Origin of the sequence: Subtercola sp. RTI3 (assembly GCF_035018625.1) — a bacterium.
GTDB classification, from domain to species: Bacteria; Actinomycetota; Actinomycetes; order Actinomycetales; family Microbacteriaceae; genus Subtercola; species Subtercola vilae.
The window spans coordinates 87,589-107,863 of record NZ_JASJXO010000005.1 but is presented as its reverse complement, the minus strand read 5'-3'; the positions used below and the strand labels follow the sequence as shown (position 1 = coordinate 107,863).

The following is a 20,275-nucleotide window of genomic DNA, read 5'->3' as shown; positions in this document are numbered from 1 at the left end:
CTGGCAGCAGACCCTGCGCGTCTGCGGTGGCGCGCCCAGCGAGCGTAGCGCGCTTCAACGCGCCGCCGCCACGAGTGCGCCGCGGGGCCGACTCGCCGACCCGCCAGCCGGTTCTCATTCGCAGGCGACAAGCGTTTAATAGCCGTATGCAACGCAGATGGATAGCAACAGACTTCGGCGACCTCGACGTGTTCAGCGAAGTCGAGGCCGTCGTACCCGAACCGGAGCACGGCGAGGTGACGCTCGAGATTCGTGCGGCGGGCATGAACCCGGCCGACTACAAGCACGTCGCGTCAGGCAGTGACCGCAGCCAGCTGCCTATTGCGGTGGGGTACGAGGTGGCCGGCATCATCACCGCCGTCGGGCCCGACACCGAGATCGCGTCAGGCGGCGGCCGGGTCGGTGATGAGGTGATCGCATTCCGGGTTCAGGGCGGATACGCGTCGGCACTGACCGTGCCGGCGAAAGACGTCTTCGCGAAGCCAGAGGCGCTTGGTTTCGCCGAGGCGGCCAACCTGCTGCTCGCCGCAACGACAGCCAGCGAGATGCTGCACGTCACGAAGGTCGCGCCGGGCGACACCATCGTGCTGCACGGGGCATCGGGCGCGGTGGGCGTGAGTGTGCTGCAGCAGGCGAAACTCATGGGCGCGCGGGTAGTGGGCACCGCCAGCGAGAGCAGCTTCGAGACCGTGCGGCGCTTCGGCGGGCATCCGGTGGCGTACGGAGAAGGGCTCGAGGGCCGACTTCACGACGCTGCCGCCGAGGGGTTCGCTGCCGCGCTCGATGCCGTCGGCACCGACGAAGCGGTTGACGCGTCGCTCGCACTCGTTACGGACCGGGCGCGCATCGTGACCATTGCCGCACTCGCGCGGGCCACGGCAGACGGATTCGTCGCGATCGGCGGGTCGATGCCGGCCAGCGCGGCCTACCGCAACAGCGTACGGGCGCACCTCATCGGGCTGGCGGCGTCGGGCCGGCTTGTGGTTCCGATCGCGCGAACCTACCCACTCGACGACGCGCGCGCGGCCCTCGAATTTCTGAGCAGCCAGCACCCCGGCGGTAAGCTGGCGCTGATCCCTGAGCAGTGATTTCTGAGCACCGCAAACTGAGCACCAACGAAAGCGAAAGCCATGGTCGTCACCCGCTTTCGCCGAGCGGCTCGCCCGGCCCTCGCGCTGTCGTCTCCCCCGCTCGATCACGGTGTCGTTCAGCGGGCCGTCGATGAGGGCGTTCTCATCATGCGCCTCGCGCTCACCATGGCCACGAAGAACCACATCATCGTCGAAGCGCTGCGCGAAGATCGCTCGTTCGACGAAGAGGCCGTCGGCGGGTTCGTGCGGCGAGAGCTGCGGGCGCTTGCTCTCGAACAGGTGGGGTACGCCAACCGCATGCGCATCGAGATGCGCTCGCTCACCAGGCCACCGAGACGCTCCGCTTCGAAGCTCGAGGATGCCCGCACCCAGTTCTCCATGCTCACCCAGCGGCGCGTGACCTACTCGGCTCTCTCGTCAGAACTCGACCGGCTCACCCGCGACGAGCGGTTCGTGGCAGACGCCGTCGAAGCAGCCCGAGCCGCCGCGTGGGACGATCTCGCCGGCGCCCTGACGAGCCACCTCGACCGCGTCGCCGCCGTGCTGCTCGACCCGAACTACGCTGCCGAGCGAGGGGAGCGGATGCGCGCCGTGCGCTACATCGACCTGCCCCGCCTCGCCCGCTGACCCGCCACGCGCGGCCCGCTGACCTTCCCGACCGGGGCCCCCGACCCGCGGCGTGGCAGGGTTCCAAGGCCCGCCACGCTCCGGATGCCCCTAGCGGGTTTCGGCGTCGCCGAGAAGCTCCCCGCCGAGATGCCCGCCGTCGTCTAACCTCATATGAAGGGCACAGCGAGTGTTCCCGTACATTTTTGACGAAAAAGAAGGGGGTTCGGCATGGCAATCGACAAAAACCAGGTGCTTGCTGCCCCCGTGCTGACAGCCACACTGCGGCCCGACAACACCGGGGAACTTCGGGTTGACGGCACTGTGCACCGCATCACCGGCGCATCCGACGGCGAAGCGCTGCAGGCTCTGATCGCCCTGATGCAGGCGGAGGCGGCGCGTCTGGGCGGCCCCGTTCGGGTCACCACCCGCGCGCAGACCGGCGTGAGCGTGCTGCTCGTCGGCGTCGACGGAACGGTCGAAGAGGAGAGCTACACGCCGAACGAGGAGCTCGACGAGGGCGAGGGCGACGAGAGCGACGACGAAGACGTCGATGTCGATGTCGATGTCGATGTCGATGTCGACGGTATCGACGATGCCAGCGACGACGACCTGGATGACGATCTCGACGACGACTTCGATGATGACGGCGCCTCGTCGGCCGCATACCAACCGGTCTCGGCGGCCTCGCCCGCTCTGGTGACCTCGGCGCCCGCACCCGCAACACCGTCGTTGCCAGCGAGCACCGCCTCGCCCGACTCATCCAGAACCCCAGCCACCACCGTTTCACCCGCAGACACGAAAGACACCATGTCAAACCAAACACAGAGCCGTGACTTGCGTGACGCCCCCTCGTTTCTCGCCGCGCCCAGCAGCACCGAGCCCGCCCAACAGGGCTTCGCCGGCTTTCTCAACCACATCGGGTTTCATCTGGCACCGGGGCGGTCTGAGCAGAGCGAACGCCGCGACATCGAAGAAGTGACCCGTCGTTTCGACGCTCGGCGCACCGTCACCGTGATCAATCGCAAGGGCGGGGCCAACAAGACCCCCACGGTTGTGAACCTCGCCGCGGTCTTCGGACGCTACGGCGGCGGCAGCGTGCTCGCCTGGGACAACAACGAGACCATGGGCACCCTCGGCTGGCGCACCGAGCAGGGTACCCACGAATCGACCGTTCTCGACGTCATCGACAGCGCCGACGCACTGCTCAGCAGCGAGGCCGAGTTCGGCCAGATGTCGACCTTCGTGCACCACCAGCCGGCCGACAAGTTCGATGTGCTGCGCTCTGACGAAGACATCGCCGGCACCCATGAGGTCACCGCAGCCGAGGTCGACCTCGTGCACCGCGTCGCCGCGAAGTACTACCGGCTGATCTTCATGGACTCCGGCAACAGCGACCGTGCTGAGAACTGGCTCCGGATGATCGACCACACCGACCAGCTCGTGGTTCCGACCACCACCATGGAAGACCGCGCGCAGGCCGCGCTGCTCACCCTTCAGGCCGTACAGACGCGCAGCGAGAAGGCGGCTGAGCTCGCCCGCAACGCCGTCGTCGTGGTGTCGGAGTGGCAGCCGAAAGAGTCGAGCATCTCGCAGCGCATGGCCGACGAGTTTCGGCCGTACGTTCGCGATGTGGTCATCGTGCCCTTCGACCCGGCGCTGAAGGCGGGCCGAATCCAGCACGCGGGCCTCCAACCCGCGACCCGCCGTGCCTGGCTCGCCGCGGCAGCAGCAGTCGCCCGCGGCCTCTGACCGGTTGAACGACGCCGGCCTGGTACGGGAGAAGCGATGGCTGCCCACACCGGTGCTGCCGTCAGCACGAGCGCGCTGAGCAAGCGATTCGGTCGAGCCGTGGCGCTCGATGCACTCACTCTCGACGTCGCGGCCGGCAGCATCTTCGGCGTGATCGGCCCGAATGGAGCCGGCAAGACGACCGCGCTCCGGCTGCTGCTCGACATCATTCGCCCCACGTCGGGATCAGCCCTCGTGCTCGGAGTCGACCCCCGCATCGGGGGCCCGGAGCTTCGTCGCCGCATCGGCTATCTCCCGGGTGAGCTTCGCCTCGAGGGCCGCATCACCGGTCGAAACCTGCTCGACCAGCTCGCCCGCATCAGCGGGCCGGTCGCGCCCGGCGCCATCGATACCCTGGCCGAACGAGTGGGCCTTGATCTCACCCGTCAGGTGCGTACGCTGTCGAAAGGCAACAAGCAGAAGCTCGGCATCGTGCAGGCTTTCATGCACACCCCCGACCTGCTGGTTCTCGACGAGCCGACGAGCGGCCTTGATCCGCTGGTGCAGCAGACGTTTCTCGTTTTGGTCACCGAGGCCGCCGCCCGCGGCCAGACCGTCATAGTGAGTTCGCACGTGCTCAGCGAGATCGAGCAGGTCGCCGACAGGGTGGCCATTATGCGCGCCGGCCGAGTGGTTCGGCTCAGCTCGGTTCAGGAGTTGCGGCAGAGCGCCGCGCGGCACGTCCGTGCGACCCTCAGCGGCACCGATGTTGCGACGGTGCGTGCCGCACTCGAAGCCGACGGCGCACTGAGCGCGCTCAGCACGCTCAGTGCCGGGCTCAGCGCTGACAGCGCCGGGATCAGCGAACCTCTCGGCACGGGCAGCGTCTGCATCTCCGGCACCCTCAACGGCAGCATCGACCGACTCGTAAAACTGCTCGCGGGCTTCACCGTGGTCGACCTGCGCATCGAAGAACCCGACCTCGAAGAGTCGGTTCTGGCGCTGTACCGCGACGACGAACCCGGCAGCACGCGCGAGCACCACCGCGACGACCACCGCGATGGTAGACGCACGAAGAGGCACCCTCATGAGTCGTGACGCTACAGATTCGGTGGCCGAGAAACCTGATGACGAGCATCCTGGTGACGGGCATGCCTCAGCCGAGCATCCGGCAGCCCTGCAGGCTCCCGACGCCCACCCGCACACCCTCCCTCTTCTGAGGCAGTCGCTCGTGGGTAGCTGGCGATCGCTTCTCGCCTGGTCACTCGGTCTCGCCGCGACGATTCTGCTCTACATGCCCCTGTTTCCGTCTCTGGGCGGGGCCAATTCGCAGCTGTCGGCTCTGCTCGCGAGTCTGCCGCCGCAGCTCATCAAAACCCTCGGGTACACCGACATAGCGTCGGGTTCGGGCTATGCCGAGTCGACGTTCTTCGGCCTCGTCGGTTTTCTGCTGATGAGCGCCGCCGCCACGACCTGGGGTTCGGCTGCCATCGCCGGCGACGAGGAGAGCGGAGCACTCGAACTGATTCTCGCCCACGGAGTCAGCCGACACCAGCTCGTACTCGAGCGGAGCCTTGCCGTAACGGTGCGACTGGTCGTGCTCGCCGCCGTGAGCGGCGCCCTGCTGGCCGCCGTGAACCCGAGCTCACAACTCGGTTTGGCCGGCACCGACATCGTCGCCGCCTGCGCCGCCTTTCTCGGGCTCGGCCTCGTCTCGGGCAGCGCCGCCCTCATGGTGGGCGCGCTGACCGGCCGTAGGCTCTTCTCCACCGCTGCGGGTGCTGGTGTCGCCGCTGTGAGCTATGTGGTCAACGCCATCGGCAGTCAGTCGGCCGCTCTGGATGCTCTGCGATCGTTCACCCCGTACGGATGGGCCTATCGGCACACCCCTCTGGCCACCGGCGCTGACCTTCCGGGCCTGGCCCTGCTTTTCGGCCTGAGCGCCCTCTTCACCGTGGTGGCCGTCGCCGCCCTCCGCCGCCGCGACATCTCGGGCGCCTGACCGGCGGCGGGCGGCGGGCGGCGGCTAGAGCTCGACCTTCTCGTTCTCGGCACCGTCGTAGGCGTCGCCGGTCACCTTCGATTTCACGAAACTGAGCACCGACGCCACGCGACCACCGGGGGTGTCCCAGTACTCTGCACTCTCGCTCGTGAACTTGATCAGAGTCACGTTCGGGTCGCCGGGGCCGTCGGGAAACCACGCTTCGACCCACTTGTTCCACAGGTCATTGAGTTTGGCCGAGTCGGTGACCTCGCTGGCGGTGCCCGAGAGCGACACCCAGGTGTCGTTCGATGCGAACGACACCCCGACGACCGGGTTCGCCGCGATTTCGGCGATCTCGTGCGAGTCGTGCGCTGCGATGAACCAGAGGTCGCCGTCGAATTCGGCCTCCTGCACGGTCATCGGCCGAGCGACGAGCTTGCCGTCGGCACTGGTGGTCGTGAGCATTGCGAAACGAAAGTCTGTGATCAGTTCGGCGACTTTTGCTACGCCGGTTGTGCTGTCAGCCATTGTGGGCTCCTTACGTTGGGTTGTGCATCCACTCTTCGCTGCACACCAGCGCACTTCAAACCCTTGACTTCGAGCTCGCCTGCCCGGACAGACGTCACGCCGACACCAGACAGACGGGGGCTCAGATCGTCGAGGTATCGATCACGAACCGGTACCGCACGTCGCTCTTGACGACGCGATCGTATGCTTCGCCCACCTGGTCGGCACTGATGACCTCGATCTCAGAGCCGAGGCCGTGCTCGGCGCAGAAGTCGAGCATCTCCTGCGTCTCACGAATGCCACCGATATTCGAGCCGGCGAGGCTGCGACGGCCGGCGATCAACGAGAAGACGCGGAACGTCTGCGCGTTCTCGGGCAGGCCCACGAACACCATCGAACCGTTGAGCGTGAGCATCGAGAGGTACCGGTCGAGATCGAGGTCGGCCGACACCGTGTTGATGATCAGGTCGAAGCGCTTGCGGTTCGTCTTGAATGTCTGCGGGTCGCTCGTGGCGAAGTAGTCGTCGGCGCCGAGGCGCAGCCCGTCGTCGTGCTTCGAGAGCGTCTGGCTGAGCACGGTGACCTCAGCGCCGAGCGCGTGGGCGATCTTCACGCCCATGTGGCCGAGGCCGCCCATGCCGACGATGGCGACCTTCTTGCCGGGGCCTGCACCCCAGTGCTTCAGGGGCGAGTACGTGGTGATGCCCGCACACAGCAGCGGCGCAGCCACGTCGAGGCTGATGCCCTCGGGAATACCGAGCACGTAGTTCTCGTCGGCGACGATCTGCTTGCTGTACCCGCCGTAGGTCTCTTCGCCGCTGTACTGGCGGCCGTTGTAGGTTGCGACGTTGCCCTTCAGGCAGAACTGCTCTTCGCCTGCCAGGCAGTTCTCGCACTCGCGGCACGAGTCGACAAAACAACCGATTCCCACTCGGTCACCGACGCGGTAGCGCGTGACACCCGGGCCGACCTCGGCGACGATTCCCGCGATCTCGTGGCCGGGAACCATCGGAAAGATTGCGGTGCCCCACTCTTCGCGGGCCTGGTGGATGTCGGAGTGGCAGATACCGGCGAAGGCAATGTCGATCAGCACGTCGTGCTCGCCCACGTCACGGCGTTCAATTGTGGAACGTTCGAAAGCGGCCCCCGCTGAGGGGGTGACCAGGGCTGCAACAGTAGACATGAAATCCTCGCTCGACCACCACCAAGGGGGCGCCCGAATGCGCCCTGCGTCAGTGTGGTGTGTCTTAAGCCTACGACGCGGTTGCCCCTCTGATGGCACCGTCGAACCAGCGCGTGATGCTTGCCGGGTGTGTTATGGCAGTGCCCACCACGAGCGCGAATGCCCCGGCGCTGACGCAGTCGCGGGCGTGCTGCAGCGTGTGAATGCGCCCCTCGGCGATCACCGGAACATCGAGCGCGCCGGCGAGTTGCGCCAGCATGTCGAGGTCGGGGCCGTCGGTCGCCGTGCGCTCACCCGTGTACCCGCTCAGCGTCGTACCCACGCAGTCAGCGCCGTCATCGGCCGCGGCCAGGCCGTCGGCAGGCGAACCAGCGTCGGCCATGACCAGAACCCCGGTCTCGCCGTGCAGGCGGTTGATGGTCTCTCGCAGGGTCAACCCGTCGGGCCGGGGGCGGCGGGTGCCGTCGATGGCCACGATCTCGGCGCCCGCCTCAGCGACCCGACGGGCGTGCTCGAAGGTGGGGGTGATGAAGACTCCGGATGCCCCCACCTTCCACAGCCCGATCTGCGGAACTCTCACGCGCTCGTGTATGAGCGCAATGTCGCCCGGGCCCTGCGCCCGAATACCCACCGCTCCCCCGATCACCGCGGATTCCGCGAGCTCTGCCATGGTCTCGGGGTTTCGCATCGGCTCACCGGGGTAGGCCTGGCACGAGACGATGAGGCCGCTCTTCAGGGCGAGCAGGGTGGGGTGTATGGAGCGGGTCATTGGCGGTTCCGTTCGGGTTCGATGAGGGAGGATGCGAGGTCAGGAGCTCGTGACGACGCGGTGGCCCAGTGCCGCGGCCGGGTGGTCTCCGGCGGGGCTTCTGGCCCTCCGCACGAACGCGGCTGCCGCGCCGATGAGCGCTGCGTCGGCACCGAGTTGCGCGGGCACCAGGGGGCACCCGGCAACGCTCGGCATGAGCTCGGCAGCGGCGCCGCGCCGAACGGCAGACCACCAGAACTCTCCCGCATCGCTGAGGCCGCCGCCCACCACCACAGCGTGCGGGTCGAGGCTGTTCACCAGCCCGCCGATGGCGCGCCCCAGAGCGTACCCGGCCGTCTCGATCGTGCGCTCGGCGATCGGGTCTGCGGCACCGGAGGCGCGGGCGAAGACACCACGCGCATCGGTCACCACCGGGTCGCCACCCGCAGCGCGGTAGCGTTCGGCGATAGCGGGGCCGGAGGCGATCACTTCGAGATGCCCCTCGCGCCCACAGGTGCAGGGCAACCCGGCGGCCTCGGCGGCCGGGAGATGGCCGAAGTGGCCCGAGAGACCGGTGGCGCCCGCCCAGACGAGACCGTCGGTGACGAAGGCTCCCCCGATGCCTGTTCCCGCAGCGATCATCATCATCGACGGGCATCCGCGACCCGCACCGGCGAGCGCCTCACCGAGGGCGTGCGCGTGCACATCGTTCAGAACCGTCACAGGCAGCTCGAGGCGATCTTCGAGAACGGCCGCGAGCGGCGTGCCCGCCCAGCCGGTGAGCGACGAGGTGGCCGAGACAACGGTTCCGGTGGCGCGGTCGATGACGCCGGCCGAACCCACCCCGCAGCCCGCGACCGGATGCCCGGCCCGGCGCGCCTCGGCCAGCAGGCCCGAAGCGACGCGCACCACCTCGGCCACGATGGCAGCCGAGCCCAGAGCGGCCGGCGTCGGCGAGCTCGCCCGCGCCACCACCCTCGCGCCCCCGGCCAGATCGATACCGGCGAGATCAGCTCCTGCTGAGTCAGCCCCGGCCGCACCCGTGAACTCGACGAGGCCCACTGCGATCTTGGTTCCGCCGATATCGACGCCGAGCACGAACGTCATGTGACGAGCAGCCCCGAGCGGTCGACGATGGCGTGGATGCGTTCGACGGTGCTCTCGTCGAGCTCGGCAACCGGCTGCGACATACGTGAACTCGAGATGACGCCCAGGCGCGCGAGCGCCACCTTGAACGCCCCGATGCCGGCAGCTTCGCCGCTCACTCCCTGCGCCTGAAACACGATCTCGAACAGCGCGCACAACTCGTCTTGCAGCGAACGCGCGCGGGCCCAGTCGCCGTCGACGGCGGCCTCGTACATCTCGACGTACCGGCGCGGGTCGATGTTGCCGAGCCCGGGTACCACCCCGTGTGCACCCCAGAGCAGCGCACCGTCGGCCACCACCTCGTGCCCGGTGAAGAGCACGAGTGGTTCACCGGCGGCCCGGTTCGCGTTCACGAGGCGACGAAACGCCACGTCGTCGCCGCTGGAGTCTTTCACCCCGGCGAGGATGCCCTCAGCGCCGAGCCGCACCAACATGTCGACCGTCAGCTTGTTGTGCACCCGAACGGGAACGTCGTAGGCGAACAGCGGAAGAGCCGTTGCCCCGGCGATCAGGCGGAAGTGGGTCTCGATCTCGGCGGTGCTCGGCAGCGTGTAGAAGGGCGCCGTGGCAACGATCGCGTCGGCTCCGGCCTGCTCGGCGAGGCGAACCTGCTCGATCACGCGGGCGGGCGTCATCTCGTTCACCCCCACGATCAGGGGCACGCGGCCGGCGGTGACCCGAGCCGACTCTTCGATCACGCTCACCCGCTCGGCGTCGGTGAGAAACGCGACCTCGCCCGACGAGCCGAGCACGAAGAGGCCGTGCACCCCGCCTGCGAGCAGATGCTCGATGACCGAGCCGAGACCGGGCAGGTCGAGGGCGCCATCGGCTGTGCGCGGGGTGACGACGGGCGGAATGACGCCGTGAAAACGGGGTTCTGACATGGGTGTATCTCCTCTGGGTAGAACGGTGAAAGACAAAAAATGGGTGACGGTCAGTGCCGAAGAAGGCTGGGCGCGGCGCCCAGCAGAGTGCGGGTGTACGGGTCGGTGGGATGATCGAACACCTCGGTCGCGGTGCCCTCCTCGACGATGCGACCGAAGTACATGACGAGAATTCGGTCTGACACGTAGCGAACGGTCTGGATGTCGTGCGAGATGAACACCATGCCGAGGTTCAGGCGCGTCTTCACATCGCTCAGCAGGTTGAGAATCTGGGCGCGCACCGAGACATCCAGAGCCGAGGTCGGCTCATCGGCGACGATGATGTCGGGTTCGAGGGCCAGCGCCCGGGCAATGGCCACCCGCTGGCGTTGGCCGCCCGAGATCTGTCCTGGAACAACCTCGGCAGCCGAGGCCGGCAGCCCCACCAGGTTGAGCAGTTCGAAGACCCGCGCCTCACGCTGCGATTTCGACCCGATGCCATGCACGTTCAACGGGTCGCTGAGCACATCGTGCACCGTCATGCGGGGGTTCAAGGCCGTGGCCGGGTCTTGAAAGATGACGGAGACCGACTTGCCATACGTCTTGGCCACCGCTGCAGACCGGCGCCGAATGTCGGTGCCGCGAAAGTACACCGACCCCTCGGTCGGCGCCTGCAACCCCACCATCACCCGGGCGAGCGTCGACTTGCCGCAGCCCGATTCGCCCACGATACCGATGGTCTCGCCGCGGCGAACCGTGAGGCTCACATCGTTCACGGCGGTCACCGTGTCGCGACGAAACAGCGTGCCGGTGCGGGCGGTGTGCACTACCTTCACGTGCTCGAGGCGCACAATCTCTTCGTTCGCGCTCATCGGTACAGCTCCAGTTCATCGTCGGCGGGCAGATCGACCGGGTTGAAGCTCGCGAAGGCGTGCTCGGTGCCGGGAATGAACGTCAGGCCGGGTCGCTCTGCCCGCACGGGCGCGAGGCTGAGCGAGCGTGGGGCGAAGCGGTCGCCGGTGGCGAAGTCGCGGGGCGACGGCACCATTCCGGGTATCTGGTGCAGGCGATCGGCACCGTCTTCGATCGACAGCACCGACCCGAGCAGGCCACGGGTGTACTCGTGCTGGGGGCGCGCCAGCAGACTCTTCGTCGGCGCCGACTCGACCACCTGACCGGCATACATCACTGTGATGCGGTGGGCGAGTTCGGCGACCAGGGCCAGGTCGTGGCTGACGAACACCATGGCGAAACCGAGCTTCTCACGAAGGTCGTTGAGCAGGTCGATCACCTGTGCCTGCACGGTGACATCGAGAGCGGTGGTGGGCTCGTCAGCCACCACGAGCTTCGGGCTGCGGGTGAGTGCCAGCGCGATGAGTACCCGCTGGCGCTGCCCGCCGCTGAGCTCGTGCGGGTAGCTCTTCAGAGTTCGGGCCGGGTCGAGCCCCACCAGTTCGAGCAGTTCTTCGGCGCTTCGGGTGCCGCCGCGCCGCAGCAACTGGGTGAGCTGGCTGCGAATCAGCATCGACGGATTCAGTGAACTGAGCGCGTCTTGGTAGACCATCGACATGTCGTGGCCACGAAGCGCGTTACGGCGCTTCGGGTTCGCCTCGAGCAGGTTCTCGCCCTCGAAGAGCACCTCGCCGGTCACCTCGGCCGACGCCGGCAGCAGCCCCATGATGGCGAGGCTCGTGATGCTCTTGCCGCAACCCGACTCACCCACCAGCGCCATGGTCTCACCGGGGCGCACCGAGAAACTCACGTTGTCGACCACGGCGACGTCGCCGTGCCGTTCGGGAAACCGGATGCTCAGGTTCTTCACTTCGAGCAGCGGCGCAGCGTTCGAGCTGTAGACGAGCCTGTCGGTGCGCGTGCGCTCTGCGGTGCGCAACAAGGCGAGATGCCGCGTGAGAGACGCGGGTTCGGCACGGGCGGTGGGGGCCCGGGCATCCATCTCCCGAGGCGCACCGTCATGCGTCGATGCGGTCTCGACGCTCTCGCCATCGACGGCCGCGACCGCTTTCACCGCGGCCGCATTCTTTCGGATGCTCGGCCGTACCATGGCATCGGTCAGACCCTCGGCGAGAATGTTGAGCGCCAGCACGGTGAGCAGAATGAGCATGCCAGGGAAGAAGGTGGCCCACCATCCCCCGCTCAGCAGCAGGTTGCGCCCGTACGAGATGACGTTGCCCCACGACGGGGCGGGGTCTTGCACACCGGCACCGATGAACGACAGGCTCGCCTCGAACACGATGGCGTCGGCCACCAGAATCGTGGCGAAGACCATGACGGGAGCGGCGCAGTTGCGGGCCACGTGCTTCAGCAGAATGTACGACGTGCGCGCACCCATCACCTTCTCGGCCGAGACGTAGTCTTCACCGAACTGGCTGAGCACGTTGGCCCGCACGATACGGCTGAGCTGCGGAACGTACAGAAAGGCGAGGGTGCAGATGAGCACTGGCAGCGACTTGCCGAAGACCGCGACGAACACGACGGCCAGTGCAATGCCCGGGAACGACATGACAATGTCGAGCAGGCGCATGACGATCTCTGAGACGGCCTTGCTCGCCGTGGCAGCGATCGAACCGATCACCGCTGCGAACACCAGCGCAAGCGCCGTGGCGCCGAGCCCGATGGCCAGCGAGTACCGGGCGCCGAAGACCAGCCGGGAGAAGATGTCGCGCCCTGCACGGTCGGTGCCGAACCAGAAGTCGGCCGACGGAGGTTGGGCCGGGATGCCCGTGGTCAGCGGGTCGTGAGGCGCAACCAGTGGCGCGAAGACAGCCGCGAACACGATGACCAGAAAGAACCCGAGGGCGAATTTCGAACCCAGCGGAAGCGCGGCAATGCGCAGCCCCGGGGTGGCGAGCCGTTGGGTGAGAGTGCGACGCATGATTAGACCGCTCTGATTCGGGGGTTGATGACCAGGTACAGCAGGTCGACCACGATGTTGACGACGACGAAGGTGAGGGCGATGACCAGGGTGACGCCCTGCACGAGGTTGGTGTCGCCCGAGGTCACCCCGTTCAAGATGAGTTCTCCCATACCGGGCAGGTCGAAGATGACTTCTATGACGACGGCGCCGCCCAGCAGGTATCCCACCCGCAGGCCGAGCACCGTCACCGGGGTGATGAGCGCGTTGCGCAGCACGTTGCGGCCGACCACGACGTGCATCGGCAGGCCAGAACCGATGGCGGTTCGCACGTAGTCCCGGTCGAGTTCTTCGACCATCGATGTGCGAACCACCCGGGTGAGAGACGCGGCGACCGGCACACCGAGCGCCAGAGCCGGCAGCCACATCGAAGCGAACCAGCCGCCGAGCGAGTCGCCAGGGTTGACGTAGCCACCGCTCGGAAACCAGTTCAGATCGAGCGCGAAGGTCTTGATCAACAAAATCGCGAGCCAGAACGACGGCGTGGCGATGCCGGCGATCGACACGACGCGAATGACCTGGTCTGGCCACCGGTCGCGGTAGAGCGCGGCCGCCACACCCAACACGAGTGCGAGCACGACCGCGATCACCAGACCGAGGAAGGTCAGCTGCAGAGTGAGCGGGAACGCAGTGGAGATGAGCGTGGTGACCGGCTTGGCGGGCGGAACCGTGTTACCGAGATTGCCCGTGAACAGGCCGCCCAGAAACCGGAAGTACTGCTCGAAGACCGGGTCGTTCAACCCGTTTGCCGCACGATACGCCTGCTTCGCAGCTTCGGTCGCGCTCTCACCGAGCGCGTTGGTAGCCGGGTCGGTGGGCGAGAACTGCATGACGAAGAACACCAGCAACGTGATGCCGAGCACCATGAAGGGCAGCCACAAAAGGCGCCGCCCCGCCAGTCGAGCCAACGCGATCACGAGACGGTGGTTCCCACATCGAGAAACGACAGGCCCGAGATCGACAGCGGCTTGAACGCGGGAACATCGGTCGCGTTCCAGGCCGTCGGCAGTTTGCGGTGGAACAGCGGGTACAGCGGCACGTTGTCAGAGATGATGTCGAAGATCTGGCCCCAGGTGGCTTTCTGCGCCGCCGCATCCGACTGGGTCGAGGCGGTGTTCAGAAGGGCCGTGACCTGGGCGAACTCGGGGGTGTCGGCCCAGCGGTAGCGCGTCACGGGCCAGACGGTTCCCGCGAACCACCAGCGCAGCAGCAGGTCGACGTCGTTGCCGAAGACCGAGGGGTCGCCGGGCGCGACCATCACCTGTAGGGCGCCACCGTCGACCTTCTTGTACTGGCCACCCGACTGGCCGATGTCGAGGGTGGTGGCGATGCCCACGGCATCCAGACTCTCTTTGATGAGCGGAGCGACGTCTTTCACCCACGCGGTGTCGGTGGTCAGCAGCGTGATGGCGAGGTTCGACACACCGGCGTCGGCAAGTAGCTGTTTCGCCTTGTCGGGGTTGTAGCTGTAGACCGTCTTGGCCTCGACGTACGACGGGTGGTCTTTCTGCACGAAGCTGCTCGCGGCCGTGGCATTGCCGAGCAGAGCGGTGTTGATCACCTTATCCATGTCGATCGCGTAGAAGAAGGCCTGCCGAACGCGCTTGTCGTTGAAGGGGGCCACCGAGCAGTTGAACATCATGAAGAGCAGGCCGAACGACTGAACCGACTGAACCGTGATCTTCTTGGCGAGCGCATCGGCGTCGAGGTAGGGCACGTCTTCGATGGCTTCGACACGACCCGACTGGGCCGCGGTGACGCGGGCCGAGGCGTCAGAGAGCAGGTTCCACGTCATGGCGGCGGCCAGCGCGGGGCGCGTACCGTTGTAGGCGTCGAAGCGCTGAAACTCGATCTTGTCGTCTTTGGTCGCCGAGATCATCTTGTAGGGGCCCGAACCGGTGGGCAGGCTGTCGAACTTCGACTGGTCGGCCAGCACGAGGGCCTTGGGCACGATCTTCACGACCGAGATGCGCGAGGGGAAGAGGCTGAAGGCGTACTTCAGTTTGAACTGAACGGTGCTCGCGTCTTTCGCTGTCACGGAGTCGAGAAAGGGCAGAAAGCCCCGGTACAGCGAGTTGTTCGCGGGGTCGATGACGCGGGTGAACGAGAAGACGACGTCGTCGATGGTCACCGGGCTGCCGTTGTGGAAGGTGGCGCCGCTTCGAATCGTGGCCTCCCACGTCGTGTCATCGATCTGCGTCGGCATCGCCGTGGCGAGAGCGGCGTAGGGCTGGCGTGTGGCGGGGTCGAGGTCGACGAGGCCTTCGAGCACGTGCCAGTTGGCCGCGACGGTGAGGGCCGCCGAGGTGGTCATCGGGTCGAAGCCGGTCGAGAGCGGGTACGACATACCAGCGATGATCGTTCCGCTCGGGTTCACGGTTGCTGATCCGGCGCCGGCTGCCGTTGTGGAGCTCGGCCCGCTGCAGGCCGCGAGGGCGGCAACGATGCCCAGGGCACCGGCCGACTGCAGAAATACCCTGCGACTGGTCTGCACGTGGAGCGCTTCTTTCAACATGAATTGCCTCTCGGGAATGAATATCGGACATCTGATGTCCTATGTGGGTAAACTGACGGTAATACCTCGTTGTGAGAAAGGTCAAGTCGAAATGCAAATCACCCCGATGACGGCAGGAGAAATCTTTCCTGCCGACATGAGCCGCAGGCGGAATTCGGTCACCGACCAGATCAAGAATTTCATTCTGCGAAACGACCTGCGACCCGGCGATCTCATGCCCACCGAGTCGGAGATCTGCGCGACGCTCAACGTGAGTCGCTCGAGTGTTCGCGAAGCCATTCGCACTCTCGCCGCCCTCGACATCGTCGAAGTACGCCACGGCTATGGCACCTATGTGGGCAACCTCTCGCTCGCACCCCTCGTCGAAGGGCTCGTCTTTCGTGGGGTACTGAGCCCCGAAGACAACTTCGCAGCACTCCGCGAAGTAGTCGAAGTGCGCGAGGCGCTCGACCTGGCCATGGCCGGGCCCATCGTGACGGCATTGACAGGCCAGAACGACGAGCAACTGCGGGCCCTCGTGGGCACCATGGTCGACAAAGCAACTCGAAACGAAGCCTTTCCCGAAGAAGACCTCGCCTTTCACACCCGGCTTCTCAGCTATCTCGACAATGCCCTGGTCGGCCAGCTGGTCGCCGCCTTCTGGGAGGTCAACACCGTGGTCTATCCCCTCTTGGGGCTGGCCCCAGCAGCGGATATGGATGAGACGGCCAAAGCACACGGAACAATGCTCGATGCCGCAGAAGCCGGCCGCATCGACGACTACAAGCAGGCCGTGATCGACCACTACCTACCCCTCAGACGCGCGCTGCAGAAAGCGAACGCCCGACGAGCCGAGAAGTGACTCCGCTACGGGTAGCCGTGGTGGGCACCGGCAGTTTCGCCCGCGAACACGTCGTCGCGCTCAGCCAGCTTTCGGGGGTGCGCGTGACGCACGTCGCGGGCAGCGACCTCGGCCGCGCCCAGAGCGTCGCCGCACTCGCGCCCGGCGCCATCGGCACGACCGACATCGCCGGCACAGTAGGGCTTGACGGCATCGACGCCGTCGACGTCTGCAACGCAACTCCCGACCACAAGCGTTGGGTGATCGCCGCTGGCGACGCCGGTAAACACGTGCACGTAGACAAGCCCGCCGCACTCACGGTGGCCGACTTCGACGAGATGGTCACGGCCACCGAAGGCCGTGGCCGCACACTCATGGTGGGGCAGACCGTACGGTTTCAGCCCGTGATCGCTGAACTGCAGCAGCAGGTCGCGTCGGGTGACATCGGCGACCCGAAGCTGCTGCACGTGACGTGGTACACCGGCCACGTGTGGCCGAACGGCTGGCGCGGGTGGCAGCTCGACACGGCGCTCTCGGGCGGGCATCCGGTGCACAACGGCACCCACAGCATCGACCTCGCGGTATGGCTGATGAACTCCCGGCCCGTCGAGGTGTTCGCGCGGCAGTTCGCCACCTTCGCCGCCAACATGCCGATGCCCGACAGCTTTCAGCTTCTGGTGCGGTTCGAGAACGGCTCTCTGGCTACCCTCGAACTCTGTTACGCGCTTCGCCAGCCGGGCGAGTTTCTGCGCCGAATCGTGCTGGCGGGAACCGAGGCGACACTCGCGCACAGCACAGAGGCCGACCCGGGGCTGGCATCGCCCGGGCATCCGGTACCCCCAGCCTCGATCGAGGGCGCCCTCGCCGCCCAGCTCGCACACTGGGTGCACTCGATCCGAACGAAAGAGCCGTTTCTCGTGACAAACCGCCAGGCCCGCGCTGCACTGATGACGGCCGTGGCCGCCCAACAATCGCTCGACACCGGCCAACCCGTGCAGATCGAGCAGACGGTGGCACTGTGAGCGGCCGGCCGGTGCGCGTCAGTTTTGTCAGCGGCGTGCGGCACGCCGGGCCGTACCTCGAGATTCTGCGCCACGACCCACGCGTCGAACTCGTGGGCGTCGCCGAAGAACCGGGCGTACCCGAGTGGATGCTGCGCGACAGCCAGCATGTCGCCCGCCGCGCTGAGACGGCCTGGTTGCCGAGCGTCGACGATGCGCTCGACCCCGACAGAGTCGATCTCGCCTTCATCTGCAGCGAGCCCACCCGGCACGCACGCCTCGCGATCACGGCAATGAAACGCGGAGTGAATGTCGTCGTCGACAAGCCGGTCGCCACGACGCTCGACGATGCCGACCTTGTGCTCGACGCCGCGCGCGATGCCCGCGGCTTCTGCAGCGTCATCAATCGAACGCACTCCCCGGCGCTTCGCCGCACCCGGCGCTACGTCGACGCCGGGTACCTCGGGTTGCCGCGCCACCTCGACGTGGAATTTCTCGCCAGCGGCCGACACTTCAGCACCTCGGTCGAGCGTCCGGGGCTCGTCATCGACCCTGCTCTCAGCGGTGGCGGCGAACTGCTCAACTTTCTTGGCTACTGCGTCGACGCCGTTCGCTACCTGACCGGCCTCGAAGTCGAGTCGGTTTACGCGATGACGGGCGCACTGTTCGGAGCCGGGCATGCCGACCGCGGTGTCGAAGACACCGCCGTGGTGTCGCTCGGCCTCGAGCACGGGGTCACCTGCACCGTCACTGTGGGCCGGGTGGCATTCGCGCCCGGGCTCGGGCCGACCAGCTCGAGCATTCGTCTGCTCGGTTCGCACGGGCACGCCGTGGTCGACGACGACAAACCGGCCGTGCTGCGCTACGGCGGGCACCCCGCGCTGTCGGCGCACCCGGTGGGCGGCGATGGGTCTGCGGTAGCGCTGCGCCTGTTTCTCGACCACGTCGTGGGGCGTGCGGTCGAGGGCCGAGCACCCGACTACGGCCTGGCGGATGCCCGGGCAGGCCTCGCGGTGATCGATGCTGCCTATCGCTCGGTGGCTTCACGCGCGGTGTGCGCGCCGGCGAAGAGTGCTGGTGGCACGGCTGACGGCGCTGCTGAGGGTAGCGCTGCGGGTGCTGGCAGCGCTGCTGGCGCGGCACGAATCGGGGTGCACTCGTGAGCGGGTTCATTGTCGGCGCCTATGCCGCGGCCCCAGGCGAGCTCGACCTCGACCCGCGGGCCGAAGACGAGTGGTACCGGCACCTCCGCGCCATTCCGGGCGTGGGCGGCCTCGAGCTGGCGTGGACCGGCACCCTGCACCCCCGGGGCGTTGAACGTCTCGCCGAAGTGCTCGACCCGGCGTGGGGCTCCGTCGTGACCTGCATTCCGGGCACCGGTCGCACGCTGGCGACCGATCCCGTCTTCGGTCTCGCTTCTGACAACACCGACGGGCGACGCCGCGCCATCGACGACCTCGCCCGCGTGCACGCCGAGGTTCGTCGACTTCAGCACGAGCGGGGTGACGCCGCGGTGCTGGCCGTAGAGATTCACTCCGCACCGCACTCGTTCGAGGCGCGGTCGTCGACCGAGAGCTTCGCCGCGTCACTCAGCGAGGTGGCCGCGTGGCCGTGGGGCTCGGCCCGACTCATGGTCGAGCACTGCGACGCCGTGGTGCCAGCGGTTTCCGGCCGCGCACGTCTGCGTGCCCAGAAAGGGTTTCTGAGCCTCGCTGACGAGATCGCAGCCGTCGCTGCCGCGAATGCCGCGATCTCCGCCATGCAGGCATCCACGCAGACGGCTGCACCCGCATCGGCCACCTCCGCTCTGCGCCCAGCCATCGGCCATGCGCTCAACTGGGCACGTTCGGCCATCGAGACGCGAAGCGTCGACGGGCCGGCGGCCCACCTCGCCGCCATGGTCTCCGCAGGCACCCCCACCGCGGTCATGTTCTCGGGCGTCTCCCCCGTCGAAACCGAGTACGGCAAGGCGTTCCTCGACGCGCATCTGCCCGTCGCCGCCCCCGCGAACGGCTGGGCACGTGCCGCCGGGCATGGCCCGGTCACCGCCGCCGAGAACGACCGCAGAAGTGGCCTCGAGCCGACCTCGCTGCTGACCGGCGACATCGTGCAGAGCACCCTGGCGCTGGCAGGCCCGACCGGCTTCGCGTACGTCGGGGTGAAGGTGGGGGCATCCCGAACCCGACTGACCCACCTCGACAGGCTCGCCCCCACCCTCGCCACGCTCGCCGCCCTCGAACACGCCGCACTCACAGGCTGACGCCACCTCGGCCCGTCGGTCGGCCCGCTGAGTTACAGCTCCTGCCAGGCCGGCCGGTTGTCGAACACGTAGCGGTAGTAGTCCGCGTTGACGAGCTCGGCCGCGGCTGCCTCGTCGACGATCACCGTGACGTGCGGGTGCAGCGCAATCGCCGACGCCGGAACCGATGAGCTCACCGCCCCCTCGACCGCCGCCGCCAACGCGTGCGCCTTCGATGCCCCGAACGCCAGCAGAACCAGGTGCCGCGCCCTCAGAATTGTGCCGATTCCCTGCGTGATGCAGTGCATCGGCACGTCATCGATCGACTCAAAGAACCGCGCGTTGTCAGCACGGGTCTGCGGCGCCAGCGTCTTCACCCGGGTCAGTGAGGCGAGTGACGACCCCGGCTCGTTGAACCCGATGTGCCCGTCGGTACCGATGCCCAGAATCTGCAGGTCGACCCCACCCGCCGCAGCGATGGCCGCCTCGTAGTCGCGCCCGGCATGCTCTGCTGTCTCGATCTTGCCGTTCGGCACGGCAATCCGTCCGGCGTCGAGCCCCAGCGGCACCACCACTTCTCGGTCGATGACGGCCCGATAGCTCTCCGGATGCCCAGTCGGCAGCCCCACGTACTCATCGAGCGCGAACCCCCGAACCTGCCCGAGGTCAGCCCCAGCGAGCTGCACCGCGAGGTGACGGTACATCGTCAGCGGGGTTGACCCCGTGGCAAGGCCCAGCACAGCCGCCGGAGTCTGCCGCACCAGCCGCGCCACCACCGCCGCGCCAAGAGCACCGCCCTCGTCTGCGTCTTTCACAATGACCACTTCTGCCATGCCGCACTCTCCTCGATTGGAAATCATGACACCAGACATCAGATGTCCCTTCCATCCTATGGCGACTCCTTGCTAG

19 protein-coding genes are annotated in these 20,275 nt (G+C 67.1%); 9 read left to right on the top strand and 10 right to left on the bottom strand.

What is annotated here, in order from left to right; all coding sequences use genetic code 11:
* Positions 1 to 146: 146 nt before the first annotated feature.
* From QN358_RS03770 to QN358_RS03750, 5 genes are all read left to right on the top strand, one after another.
* The gene (locus QN358_RS03770; protein ID WP_323511643.1) at positions 147 to 1,088 is read left to right on the top strand and encodes an NADP-dependent oxidoreductase; all 942 of its coding nucleotides are present in this window, start codon (positions 147 to 149) and stop codon (positions 1,086 to 1,088) included.
* Positions 1,089 to 1,130: 42 nt separating this feature from the next.
* On the top strand, positions 1,131 to 1,718 hold the full coding sequence (locus QN358_RS03765; protein ID WP_323511642.1) for a hypothetical protein: 588 nt from the start codon (positions 1,131 to 1,133) through the stop codon (positions 1,716 to 1,718).
* Positions 1,719 to 1,928: 210 nt separating this feature from the next.
* On the top strand, positions 1,929 to 3,449 hold the full coding sequence (locus tag QN358_RS03760; protein ID WP_323511641.1) for a chromosome partitioning protein ParA: 1,521 nt from the start codon (positions 1,929 to 1,931) through the stop codon (positions 3,447 to 3,449).
* A gap of 36 nt (positions 3,450 to 3,485) precedes the next feature.
* Positions 3,486 to 4,526 (top strand): ABC transporter ATP-binding protein, encoded by a 1,041-nt coding sequence (locus tag QN358_RS03755; RefSeq protein WP_136640690.1) that lies wholly within the window; start codon positions 3,486 to 3,488, stop codon positions 4,524 to 4,526.
* Complete coding sequence (locus QN358_RS03750) at positions 4,516 to 5,430, top strand: ABC transporter permease subunit (protein ID WP_136640691.1); 915 nt, start codon at positions 4,516 to 4,518, stop codon at positions 5,428 to 5,430. The genes QN358_RS03755 and QN358_RS03750 overlap by 11 nt, the downstream gene beginning before the upstream one ends.
* A 24-nt stretch (positions 5,431 to 5,454) precedes the next feature.
* On the opposite strand, the gene QN358_RS03745 is transcribed toward QN358_RS03750, so the two are convergent.
* The 9 genes from QN358_RS03745 to QN358_RS03705 all read right to left on the bottom strand — a co-directional run bounded on the left by QN358_RS03745 (position 5,455) and on the right by QN358_RS03705 (position 15,306).
* Positions 5,455 to 5,940: a pyridoxamine 5'-phosphate oxidase family protein gene (locus QN358_RS03745; protein WP_136640692.1), complete on the bottom strand. Its 486-nt coding sequence runs from the start codon at positions 5,938 to 5,940 to the stop codon at positions 5,455 to 5,457.
* Positions 5,941 to 6,061: 121 nt separating this feature from the next.
* Positions 6,062 to 7,102, bottom strand: a complete 1,041-nt coding sequence (locus QN358_RS03740; RefSeq protein ID WP_136640693.1) for an NAD(P)-dependent alcohol dehydrogenase — start codon at positions 7,100 to 7,102, stop codon at positions 6,062 to 6,064.
* Between the two features lie 70 nt (positions 7,103 to 7,172).
* Positions 7,173 to 7,871, bottom strand: a complete 699-nt coding sequence (locus QN358_RS03735; RefSeq protein WP_323511640.1) for an N-acetylmannosamine-6-phosphate 2-epimerase — start codon at positions 7,869 to 7,871, stop codon at positions 7,173 to 7,175.
* A 39-nt stretch (positions 7,872 to 7,910) separates the two neighbouring features.
* Entirely contained in the window at positions 7,911 to 8,957 is a 1,047-nt protein-coding gene (locus tag QN358_RS03730) for an ROK family protein (RefSeq protein ID WP_323511639.1), read from the bottom strand.
* Positions 8,954 to 9,880: a dihydrodipicolinate synthase family protein gene (locus tag QN358_RS03725; RefSeq protein ID WP_323511638.1), complete on the bottom strand. Its 927-nt coding sequence runs from the start codon at positions 9,878 to 9,880 to the stop codon at positions 8,954 to 8,956. The genes QN358_RS03730 and QN358_RS03725 overlap by 4 nt, the downstream gene beginning before the upstream one ends.
* Before the next feature lie 50 nt (positions 9,881 to 9,930).
* Positions 9,931 to 10,731: an ATP-binding cassette domain-containing protein gene (locus QN358_RS03720; RefSeq protein ID WP_136640697.1), complete on the bottom strand. Its 801-nt coding sequence runs from the start codon at positions 10,729 to 10,731 to the stop codon at positions 9,931 to 9,933.
* Positions 10,728 to 12,752 (bottom strand): dipeptide/oligopeptide/nickel ABC transporter permease/ATP-binding protein, encoded by a 2,025-nt coding sequence (locus QN358_RS03715; protein ID WP_136640698.1) that lies wholly within the window; start codon positions 12,750 to 12,752, stop codon positions 10,728 to 10,730. The genes QN358_RS03720 and QN358_RS03715 overlap by 4 nt, the downstream gene beginning before the upstream one ends.
* Before the next feature lie 2 nt (positions 12,753 to 12,754).
* Positions 12,755 to 13,708: an ABC transporter permease gene (locus QN358_RS03710; RefSeq protein ID WP_136640699.1), complete on the bottom strand. Its 954-nt coding sequence runs from the start codon at positions 13,706 to 13,708 to the stop codon at positions 12,755 to 12,757.
* On the bottom strand, positions 13,705 to 15,306 hold the full coding sequence (locus QN358_RS03705; RefSeq protein WP_136640700.1) for an ABC transporter substrate-binding protein: 1,602 nt from the start codon (positions 15,304 to 15,306) through the stop codon (positions 13,705 to 13,707). Before QN358_RS03705 ends, QN358_RS03710 begins: the two co-directional genes overlap by 4 nt.
* A gap of 106 nt (positions 15,307 to 15,412) precedes the next feature.
* Here QN358_RS03705 and QN358_RS03700 point away from each other — a divergent pair, with 106 nt between their 5' ends.
* From QN358_RS03700 to QN358_RS03685, 4 genes are read left to right on the top strand one after another with little or no spacing between them, the layout of a single operon-like run.
* The gene (locus QN358_RS03700; RefSeq protein WP_323511637.1) at positions 15,413 to 16,147 is read left to right on the top strand and encodes a FadR/GntR family transcriptional regulator; all 735 of its coding nucleotides are present in this window, start codon (positions 15,413 to 15,415) and stop codon (positions 16,145 to 16,147) included.
* Positions 16,144 to 17,148, top strand: a complete 1,005-nt coding sequence (locus tag QN358_RS03695) for a Gfo/Idh/MocA family protein (RefSeq protein ID WP_201799211.1) — start codon at positions 16,144 to 16,146, stop codon at positions 17,146 to 17,148. Before QN358_RS03700 ends, QN358_RS03695 begins: the two co-directional genes overlap by 4 nt.
* Positions 17,145 to 18,290: a Gfo/Idh/MocA family oxidoreductase gene (locus QN358_RS03690; protein WP_323511636.1), complete on the top strand. Its 1,146-nt coding sequence runs from the start codon at positions 17,145 to 17,147 to the stop codon at positions 18,288 to 18,290. Before QN358_RS03695 ends, QN358_RS03690 begins: the two co-directional genes overlap by 4 nt.
* Positions 18,287 to 19,387 (top strand): DUF4862 family protein, encoded by a 1,101-nt coding sequence (locus tag QN358_RS03685; RefSeq protein WP_323511635.1) that lies wholly within the window; start codon positions 18,287 to 18,289, stop codon positions 19,385 to 19,387. Before QN358_RS03690 ends, QN358_RS03685 begins: the two co-directional genes overlap by 4 nt.
* Before the next feature lie 32 nt (positions 19,388 to 19,419).
* Here the strand turns inward: QN358_RS03685 and QN358_RS03680 are convergent, their stop codons facing one another.
* Entirely contained in the window at positions 19,420 to 20,199 is a 780-nt protein-coding gene (locus tag QN358_RS03680) for a glucosamine-6-phosphate deaminase (RefSeq protein WP_136640703.1), read from the bottom strand.
* Positions 20,200 to 20,275: the final 76 nt, after the last annotated feature.